The sequence below is a fragment of the Candidatus Culexmicrobium sp. genome (genome assembly GCF_058356305.1).
The window spans coordinates 100,392-108,901 of record NZ_JBTVBB010000015.1; the positions used below are offsets into that span (position 1 = coordinate 100,392).

Here is an 8,510-nt window from a genome sequence, read left to right on the forward strand (position 1 = left end):
CTCACCAGAATATTATAGTTTGGGGGAGTGTAAAATCATTTGTTGTTATAAATTAAGTGATTTTAGAAATAGTTATATTTTTGAATGATAATTTGTGCAGTGGGGTTAAATTATGTGTGAATTCAAGCTTAGGGTTTATCTTAATGAGAATGGGAAACTAAATCTAATACATAGGGAAGCCATTAACATTAAATATGGGAATAGTACTGTTTCAATTCTTTGCGATGATGGATCAGCATTGGAGATTGAAAATGCCATGATTGTTGAGGTGGATGCTGAGAGACAACTAGTTGTTCTTTCAAGGAGTTAATTATTCTTTCGATTTTTATGTCTCCTTTTTCTTAGTTTGTATATTATGTAAATCAAAGAAATAATTATGATTATAGTGAATATGACTGTTTCTGCTATTTCTATACTTCTACTTACTTTTTCATATGCTTTGCCCAGTGTCCATCCAATTAACCCTAATATAAAATATCTTGGTATAGTTCCGAGAAATGTTATCAATAAGTACTTCTTTATATCCATTCTAATTAGCCCTGCTCCTATTGATATAGGTGATAATGGCACTATTGGTATTAGACGTGAAGTGAAGAATAGTAGTTTACCTTTACTTTCTACTATTAATATTCGATTTATCTTTTCAACTTCATTCCATGTTACTCCCAGTATTTTCCCCCATTTATCGATTAATGGTTTTCCTCCAAGATATCCTACTCCATATCCAAATAAGGATCCGAGAGTTGCTGCTATTGCACCTATCAACCCTATTATATAAAAACATTTTATTATAGCTTCAGTGAATGGTGTGGTTGCTGGTATTAGGATGAATCCTGCAGCCATGGGTATTAATGCCGATGGTATTGGTGCAATAAATGATTCTAGAATAACCCCAAGGAAGATACCATATCCACCTAGACTTCTAACCCACTCTATTATTTGTTGAGTTATGCTAGACGTTGCTCTTCCCTCTTTCCACTACACCTTAGATATATTCATTTTTGTTTTTTCTCTTTCCTCAATTACGAATTCGCAGTAATCGTCTCCCTTAGCTAGACATTTGACTTCTTTCGCTATCATTTCTTTCCCAAATAATGTACTTGTTACTCCACTTAAATATCCCCTAAAGAATTGGCTATTGGGCTTATTCTTTATTACTTGTATGGATGCACATTCAAAAAGGTCTTCTGCCTTTATGATGATCTTATCATCCTCTTCTCTTATTTCGAATATTGCCCATCCATAGGCTTGACCTATACCCCTAAATATTAATCCCATTTGCTTTTTGGTTAATCCCTTATATTTGTCAATAACTTGTTTGGCATATTTTTTACCTCCCATATATCCTAAATAGAAGATGAATGCTTCTCCTGCTGAACCCCATTGCTTCTTTAATTCTTCAAACATTGATGAGAGTACTTCTATGTCAAAAATTACTGCTCTTCCAGTTCCATGAACTATTGGGAAGTGATATTTATCTATAATTAATCCTTCTTCTGGTTCAGCATATTCGACGATTAGAACTTCTGGTAGATTTTGTAGCTCTACAATTAATTTTTCAATTGATATTTCACTTTCAGTTAAATCTGCAATGAAGCTTAGGTGTCCTAGCTCTTTACCCATAAAGACATTTCCCATTATAGTGATTGTCTCGACATTATACCTACCTAGAGTTTCAACGACTTTTGATATTGACTTTGGGACTTCAGGTAGGACTGTTGTTATGAGATATATTTTTCTATTTGGCATGTATATGACTCGACCGAGATCTAGAGGATAAAATTTCATCTAAATATCACCTCAAATAATTATCGGTAAATTTCTCTTTATTATCATTTAAATTATTTTTTCACAATTCTCCTAGTAATTTTCCCTTTTCTTATTGAGTCTAAAATACTTTTTATGTTTTTTTCTTTAACTTCGATTATTGTATATACAGTTCCTAAGTCATCTATTGTATGAGCGTCACTATTGGCTAATCCTGGTTTACCTAGTAGCTTCATGGCTTCATATGCTAAAGAATTATATTTCTTATTTGTATTGGCATTTATGACTTCAATTGCATCGATTTCATGTAGTTCGTATATTTTTTCTCCTAGACTCTTTCTATTCGGATCGAATGGATGTGGTGCATATGTTAATCCTCCCACTTCTCTTACTTTTCTAATTAGTTTCTTAGCAACTCTTGGTATCTCCTCTATTTCTTGATCTGTTAAGATTATTATCTCTCCTTCATTTGTTTCTATTTCCATGCCAAGAATTACTGTTAAATCAATCCCAAGACTTTCCACTAGTTTTCTCGCTCTAATTGCCCCTTGAAAAGTTTCATGATCCGTTATGGCTATTGCATTAAATCCATTTTCAAAGTAAAATCTGACAATTTCATCTATTGTTAATTGACTATCTTCAGAGTATGTTGAATGTATGTGAAGGTCAACTTTTATCTTCATATCCTTTTACTCTTGTAGTTTTTCTACTACCGATTTCACTTTATCTTTCATTCTTCTTTTGATATCTCTTCTGTCATCAATTTTTATGGAGATTATTACTCTTCTTGCTCCAGCAGTAAATACTGCTTCATGAACCTGAGATATTATTTTAAATGCCTCATTTATATTTAAGGCTTCAAATATTGTGCACATAGGTGTTATTTGATATTTTACATTTAATTCCTTTAGTTTCTTTACTGCTTCGGCGATATATTTGCTTAGGCTTATCCCAACTCCAATTGGTATAACACTTAATTCAACGATTACCATAGTGTCACCATAGTAAATTTATTTATGATAGTAATATAATTTGTTAGATGAGGATTCAATTATCAACTGTTATAATTATTTCTATGCTCATATCGATACTTGTATTCACGAGTATATCATCTATTTATAGAATGAAAATTACTAAACCAACAATTATTTCGCGTGAGGAATGGAATGCTCTTTCTCCTAGATGTAAGTATGAGAGTAACTCTTTCATTAACTTTATAACCATACATCATACAGCTACTTCAAATAATTATAGTGATGCCATAAATGAAATAAAGAAAATTCAGAGATTTCACATGTATAGTCGAGGTTGGTGTGATATTGGTTATCATTTCATAATTGATAAGTACGGGAATATTTATGAAGGTAGACCTATATGGGCTGTTGGCGCACATGTTAGAGGTCACAATTATGGTAATATAGGTATCTCACTTCTAGGAAATTATGAGGAAGTTAATGTAACTGAAAAACAGTTCAGAGCCCTAATAAATCTAGTTGTATGGTTGTGCTTGAAATATAATATTCCTGTCGAAAATATTAGGGGGCATAGAGATTATGCACCCACTAAATGTCCTGGCCGATTTGTATATGAAAAGTTATCTTTAATCAGAGAGAAGGTTCAAGAAATATTGGCTAAGTAGACTTGAACTCACTGGTTTAATCGTTAACCTTAACTTTTATTTAGTTGATTTCTATTTGTGGAGGTTCAAGTTGATGTTCTCTTTAGATGATAAATTGAAATTGAAGGTAGGAGTTGAAGTTTTTCTTACTTATCGTGGACATGTTGTTTTGGATTCTAAACTTGCTCAAATATTGAGATTGGTTGATGAGAGAGGTAGTCTTTTAACTGCATGTAGAAGTTTAGGTTTATCATATTCGCGAGTTTGGGATAGAATTTTTAAGATTGAGTCTATGCTTGGAGTTAAGCTGATTGAGGCTAGGCGTGGTGGTAGAGGTGGTGGAGGTACTAGGTTAACTAGTTATGCTAAGAGGCTATTGCAATATTATTCTGATGCTATTGAACGTGTTAGGCCATGTGCTGAATTGTTGGGTGTAGTTCCTATTGTTGAGAGGCCTTTACCAAGGCTAGTTATTATGGGTAGTCATGACCCGTTATTAGAGCATTTAATTGGTTTAGCTAGGTCGAAGGGTTTAGAGGATATTAAAGTTTATTGGACTGGGTCTATTGGTGGATTGGCGAGTATTGTTTTAGGGGAGGTTGATATTGCTGGAGTCCATCTCTTTGATTCTGAGAAGAAAATCTATAATATCCCGTTTATTGAGAGATTTATGCTGAAAAATGAAGTTATTTTAATTGGTGGGTATCAAAGAGAATTAGTTTTCGTTTTGAGGCCTGGATTAGATTTAGATAGTTTTGATGAAATTCTTAATGGATTAATAAGTGGGGGATTAGTTATTGCTAATAGAAATAGGGGTTCTGGAACTAGAGTTTTTCTAGAATATTTATTGTGTGAGAGGGGTGTTGAACCATTTAGGGTTAAGGGATTTGAAACTGAGTTTAGAACACATTTTGATGTTATTAGAACAGTGGCTACTGGCAAAGCTGATTTATGTCTATCTCTTAAATATATTGCTCAGCTCTATAAACTTAAAACTATTCATGTGGCTTGGGAGGAGTTTGACTATATAGTTCCCATAGGTAAGCTTGATAAACCTGAAGTTAACTTCTTTATTAATTTACTTAAATCTTCTAGGGATATTATTTCGAAATATGATGGTTACTTGCCAACTGAATATACAGGTGAAATTAAATTTAAGTAATCAACTTGAATTAGCTTTCATTTCCTTTAGCTTTCTTAATATCGGCATTTTGCTTAGCATTTCTTCAGTAATTTTGCTCCATATTATGCCATTTGGCTTTTTTCTTCTAAATTCTATTTTAATTATTCTCTTATTTGTTATGATATAATCTACTGGAACATCATGATCTTCTTGGGGTAACTTATCAACTAATTGGACTTCATGTATAGTAGTTATTACTGGTGTTCCTTCACTTATTGCTTCTATTTCTCTGAGTATTCCATATTCTAATTCGCTATATCCTCCACCTTTTCCAATTCTACTACCATCCTTAGCGACAGCCACTGAGCCAATAACTATAACATCAACTTTAGGAATATTTTTAAGACTTATAGGGGAGCCGTAAATAAATGCCCCTCTAATTGTTGCAGCTCTACTTATATGGCTTGGAGGTATTCTTGATGGATCTATGAGTAGAAATCCTCCCTTAAGTCTTGGAGTTGGCATTATCAATTTTTTTCCAAGCTTTAAAATTAATTCTCTAACTGGTTTCTGTGGTGAATCTGGGTTAACTTTAAATACTTTTGCTCTATGAATAAATTCTAATCTCATTAATTTGCTTGCTACTTCCTTAGCACCAATAAAATTTGGAATTCTACCATAAACTGGTCTAGGGAATCTAGCAATATTTTTTTCTTCCATTATTCTCCAAATCTCCTCTCTAATCCTCTTCTTCTCTTCCTTGACACTATTCATTTCTATCAAGCTAACCTTAGACTTAAAGAGATATTTGATTGTTATTGTCTGCTTCATAATGACTTAGTACATTAAATTCTATCAATAGAAAATTTAATGAATGTCATGTATTTAACGATATATATGTCAGTTTTACTTCAATTATTTTAAGAAAAAGGTGAAAAATGAAAAATGTGAGTTTTGGAGATCAAGCGATAATTAGGAAGAAAAATTAAGGGTTCGAGAATTAAGTGTACAAGAACAAGTAAAAGAGTACAATATTTCCTTAAATTGAGTATTTTGTTATGGCCTTATATTTAATGTTTAATTTTAGTTCACAATCTAATATTAAAGTTTATATTGTAGTTCATATAATTTATAATTGGTGATATGATGCAAAAAATTGATGAAAGGTTAAACAAATTTTTTACAAAAGTTGCTGGTAACTCAGTGTCATTAAGAAAGCTGGCATACAAACTTTATCGCCGAAGTCAAAGTCAGTATACTATCAAATACTATTGTTTTTGGGTTAAGGATTTCTGTAAGTGGCTAGGTTACACTAACCCTGATGATGTAATTTATGGTAGATTTGATTTTGACGGTGTCATAGATGATTATATCAACCATCTGCTCTTTGAGAGAAATGTTGCTAAATCCTCAATAAACTACATTCTTGCAGCGATTAAGAGATGGTTGGAAGTCAATGATATTGACGTTGATTGGAGACATATTGAAAAACCAAAAATAACAAAGGTTGAGAAAGAGCGTTTAGCTAGAAAAGAGGAGTTAGCTAAAGTCTTAAACATTGCTCATCTATCAGATAAAATATTGATAACAGGCTTGACTAGTAGTGGTTTGAGATTAGGGACGTTTATAAAACTAAAACTAAAACACATCAAACTCGAGGTTGAGGGTGAGAAAAACAATAGAAAGTTGATAAACATTTATCAATACCTCAAAGAACCAAACAAATACCAATTAATTGATGAAATACCTATCATCACAGTTCCAACAGAAATAACTAAAGGTAAGGTTGGCGGTCACATAACACTTCTAACCCCTGAATGTCTAAAATATATTTTAATTTATTTAAAACAAAGAGCTGACAGCGATGAGAAGTTAAGTGAGGAGAGTTATTTAATTGTCTCAAGAGGAAGAAACAGAAAAGGTGAGCCAATCACAACTTTTCATGCAAACTTTAGGATACAAAGTTTATTCAAATTACTCAACCTTAATGAGAAAGGGCGTAAATGGTATAAAGTGAGACCACATGGGCTGCGTAAATATTTTAAAACCTGGTGTGAGCTAAGCGGTATTCCAAGCATTATTGTAGAGTATTTTATGGGACATAAGGGCGGGATTCAAGGCGTTTATTTCGCACCCATTGACGTTGAGGAAATTGAGAACCCTGAACTGATAAGGAGATTTAAGGAGGAATATAAAAAGGCAATTGACAACCTCACCATTGGCGATGTAGAGGCAAAATTGAAGGAACTTGAGGAGAAACGTGTAAAGATTGAGGCTAAAACAAAAATATTATCAGAGGAGAATGAGAAGTTAAAACAACAATTAAATGAATTGGAACAAAACTATAAAATTTTACAAAGACGTCTAAGGAGGTTTGAGAGGTTTATAAATAAATTTATGGAGCTTGACGACATTGAACTTGAGGCATTAGCACGGTTTTTACGTCGCGTCAGAATGGCAAAGTATAGAAGCGAGTTATTAAGTGAGGTAGCTGAAATACAAAGAGAGGATGAGAGTTTAATTACAAAACTAGTGAAAAACTTAATTTAATTTATCTAATTTATCTTTTAATATAGCCTTCAATATCAAGTCATCTCTTGTCCTAACATATTCTTTGAAATTACCATCAATTTCTATCCATCCCATCATTGGTGGTGGACACTTTACAAGTTCCATTGGAATCTCAATTTCACCTATTCTTTTATATTTATAGTTGCCTATAGTAAAATGTTCAACTCTATCGATAAAACATTCACTAAAAACAAAATCTGTATATGGTTTAAGGATAAAGAATGTAATTACATTTGCATCGTCTTCTCCACGTTTAATGACGATGAAACTGTCATAAATAGACCAATTAACACCATACCTTCTAGCCATGTCAATCATTGTTATTGCAATATCGATGAACAACCTTACAATTTTATATGCATCCTTGAAATTCAACTTTTCCTTATCAACCATTCTCCCATCACCTCCTACAAAAATGGAGTTTATAAGGGAGCAGTTAAGTTGGTAAATAGCAAAAATACCGATTAATATATAACAACCAAAAAGCATTTTAATATCCTCTCACTCATTGAAATAAAATTTGGAAAAATTTAATTATACTTTGATTTACACTTCCATGTCAAAACCCCAACATTCCTATTGAATGGGTTGATTAAATTATAATTATAAATTGGCAGTATGATTTAAATGGTTATTTAAAAAATACAAAACTAAATCCATACCAACAGCCATGGTTTAAAATGGTATATCAACCACCATTCTCATCAGTTCAATGTGAAGTTAAACGTTTAAATTAACATAATTATAATATAAATAAATACAACAACATAATTAAAAATGGGATTTAGAAATGATAAAAAACACAACAATACAATGAGGGTTAGTATGTTTGTAAAAGATTTGAGAGAGTATTTCAAAACGTTGAAAGGCAAGGATAAGAATGAATTGAAAAAACACCTAAAAACCCTCCTAAGGAGAAATAAAATAACACTACTAGCCTCACTTGAACGGGTATGTGAAGAGAGTGAGATTAGTTTAAACCTCCTTTACGAAGTCCTAAAACAACTTGAGATGGAAGGGAAAATAATTTTAACACAACTCCAAGTGTATTGGATTGATGAGTAACATTAGAAATTTATTTCTACCTTTTTAAATCTAGTGAAATTTATAAAATTATTCCCTTACTACTTCCATCTCATCGATGTTGGCGATGTCCGATATCCTGTATTCGAATTCGAATTTTAATAAATTAAAAAACAAAAAACGTTATATTATATATTATATCGAAAATACCATCAGATTACCATCATTTATAATTATAAATTCTGACAACCGAGAACCCTGAAACCCCAAAATCTTAAAAAAATAAAAAATAAAAAACTATTCACACAACTCTTCAATCACAACCTTAACCTTCCTACCAATCAGTTTTTTAGGTAGATGTGGTGAGGTTATATAACCACTCTCATAAATTTCATTTCCCTAGTAACC

At 32.1% G+C, this 8,510-nt stretch carries 11 protein-coding genes; 5 read left to right on the forward strand and 6 right to left on the reverse strand.

From position 1 onward, the window contains the following. Positions 1-112 precede the first annotated feature (112 nt). Positions 113-310 (forward strand): hypothetical protein, encoded by a 198-nt coding sequence (locus tag ACW8TM_RS04670; protein WP_491532117.1) that lies wholly within the window; start codon positions 113-115, stop codon positions 308-310. Here ACW8TM_RS04670 and ACW8TM_RS04675 read toward each other — a convergent pair. From ACW8TM_RS04675 to ACW8TM_RS04690, 4 genes are all read right to left on the reverse strand, one after another. Beyond that, positions 307-843 carry a DedA family protein gene (locus ACW8TM_RS04675; protein WP_491532118.1) on the reverse strand — a complete coding sequence of 179 codons (537 nt, stop codon included), beginning with the start codon at positions 841-843 and terminating at the stop codon, positions 307-309. The two genes, ACW8TM_RS04670 and ACW8TM_RS04675, sit on opposite strands and share 4 nt — an antisense overlap. Before the next feature lie 135 nt (positions 844-978). After that, positions 979-1,788 carry a V4R domain-containing protein gene (locus tag ACW8TM_RS04680; RefSeq protein ID WP_491532119.1) on the reverse strand — a complete coding sequence of 270 codons (810 nt, stop codon included), beginning with the start codon at positions 1,786-1,788 and terminating at the stop codon, positions 979-981. Between the two features lie 53 nt (positions 1,789-1,841). Then, the gene (locus tag ACW8TM_RS04685; RefSeq protein WP_491532120.1) at positions 1,842-2,450 is read right to left on the reverse strand and encodes a PHP domain-containing protein; all 609 of its coding nucleotides are present in this window, start codon (positions 2,448-2,450) and stop codon (positions 1,842-1,844) included. A 6-nt stretch (positions 2,451-2,456) separates the two neighbouring features. Beyond that, the gene (locus tag ACW8TM_RS04690; RefSeq protein ID WP_491532121.1) at positions 2,457-2,759 is read right to left on the reverse strand and encodes an MTH1187 family thiamine-binding protein; all 303 of its coding nucleotides are present in this window, start codon (positions 2,757-2,759) and stop codon (positions 2,457-2,459) included. A gap of 47 nt (positions 2,760-2,806) precedes the next feature. On the opposite strand from ACW8TM_RS04690, the gene ACW8TM_RS04695 reads away from it, so the two are divergent. Together ACW8TM_RS04695 and ACW8TM_RS04700 are read left to right on the forward strand one after the other, a co-directional pair. Next, positions 2,807-3,406 carry a peptidoglycan recognition protein family protein gene (locus ACW8TM_RS04695; RefSeq protein ID WP_491532122.1) on the forward strand — a complete coding sequence of 200 codons (600 nt, stop codon included), beginning with the start codon at positions 2,807-2,809 and terminating at the stop codon, positions 3,404-3,406. A 73-nt stretch (positions 3,407-3,479) separates the two neighbouring features. Then, a complete protein-coding gene (locus ACW8TM_RS04700) occupies positions 3,480-4,547 on the forward strand; it encodes a substrate-binding domain-containing protein (RefSeq protein WP_491532129.1) in 1,068 nt (355 codons plus the stop codon). Here ACW8TM_RS04700 and ACW8TM_RS04705 read toward each other — a convergent pair whose 3' ends face one another. Next, the gene (locus ACW8TM_RS04705; protein ID WP_491532123.1) at positions 4,548-5,282 is read right to left on the reverse strand and encodes a 5-formyltetrahydrofolate cyclo-ligase; all 735 of its coding nucleotides are present in this window, start codon (positions 5,280-5,282) and stop codon (positions 4,548-4,550) included. A gap of 372 nt (positions 5,283-5,654) precedes the next feature. Between ACW8TM_RS04705 and ACW8TM_RS04710 the strand changes: the two genes are divergently transcribed. After that, positions 5,655-7,058 carry a tyrosine-type recombinase/integrase gene (locus ACW8TM_RS04710; protein ID WP_491532124.1) on the forward strand — a complete coding sequence of 468 codons (1,404 nt, stop codon included), beginning with the start codon at positions 5,655-5,657 and terminating at the stop codon, positions 7,056-7,058. Here ACW8TM_RS04710 and ACW8TM_RS04715 read toward each other — a convergent pair. After that, positions 7,050-7,472 carry a hypothetical protein gene (locus ACW8TM_RS04715; protein WP_491532125.1) on the reverse strand — a complete coding sequence of 141 codons (423 nt, stop codon included), beginning with the start codon at positions 7,470-7,472 and terminating at the stop codon, positions 7,050-7,052. The two genes, ACW8TM_RS04710 and ACW8TM_RS04715, sit on opposite strands and share 9 nt — an antisense overlap. Positions 7,473-7,904: 432 nt before the next feature. Between ACW8TM_RS04715 and ACW8TM_RS04720 the strand changes: the two genes are divergently transcribed. Next, the gene (locus ACW8TM_RS04720; protein ID WP_491532126.1) at positions 7,905-8,144 is read left to right on the forward strand and encodes a hypothetical protein; all 240 of its coding nucleotides are present in this window, start codon (positions 7,905-7,907) and stop codon (positions 8,142-8,144) included. Positions 8,145-8,510: the final 366 nt, after the last annotated feature.

What these genes read in the sequence shown, in the direction of transcription:
- ACW8TM_RS04670 (WP_491532117.1), top strand. Translation starts at nt 113, where the DNA reads ATGTGTGAATTCAAGCTTAGGGTTTATCTTAATGAGAATGGGAAACTA.
- ACW8TM_RS04675 (WP_491532118.1), bottom strand. Translation starts at nt 843, where the DNA reads ATGGCTGCAGGATTCATCCTAATACCAGCAACCACACCATTCACTGAA.
- ACW8TM_RS04680 (WP_491532119.1), bottom strand. Translation starts at nt 1,788, where the DNA reads ATGAAATTTTATCCTCTAGATCTCGGTCGAGTCATATACATGCCAAAT.
- ACW8TM_RS04685 (WP_491532120.1), bottom strand. Translation starts at nt 2,450, where the DNA reads ATGAAGATAAAAGTTGACCTTCACATACATTCAACATACTCTGAAGAT.
- ACW8TM_RS04690 (WP_491532121.1), bottom strand. Translation starts at nt 2,759, where the DNA reads ATGGTAATCGTTGAATTAAGTGTTATACCAATTGGAGTTGGGATAAGC.
- ACW8TM_RS04695 (WP_491532122.1), top strand. Translation starts at nt 2,807, where the DNA reads ATGAGGATTCAATTATCAACTGTTATAATTATTTCTATGCTCATATCG.
- ACW8TM_RS04700 (WP_491532129.1), top strand. Translation starts at nt 3,480, where the DNA reads ATGTTCTCTTTAGATGATAAATTGAAATTGAAGGTAGGAGTTGAAGTT.
- ACW8TM_RS04705 (WP_491532123.1), bottom strand. Translation starts at nt 5,282, where the DNA reads ATGAATAGTGTCAAGGAAGAGAAGAAGAGGATTAGAGAGGAGATTTGG.
- ACW8TM_RS04710 (WP_491532124.1), top strand. Translation starts at nt 5,655, where the DNA reads ATGCAAAAAATTGATGAAAGGTTAAACAAATTTTTTACAAAAGTTGCT.
- ACW8TM_RS04715 (WP_491532125.1), bottom strand. Translation starts at nt 7,472, where the DNA reads ATGGTTGATAAGGAAAAGTTGAATTTCAAGGATGCATATAAAATTGTA.
- ACW8TM_RS04720 (WP_491532126.1), top strand. Translation starts at nt 7,905, where the DNA reads ATGTTTGTAAAAGATTTGAGAGAGTATTTCAAAACGTTGAAAGGCAAG.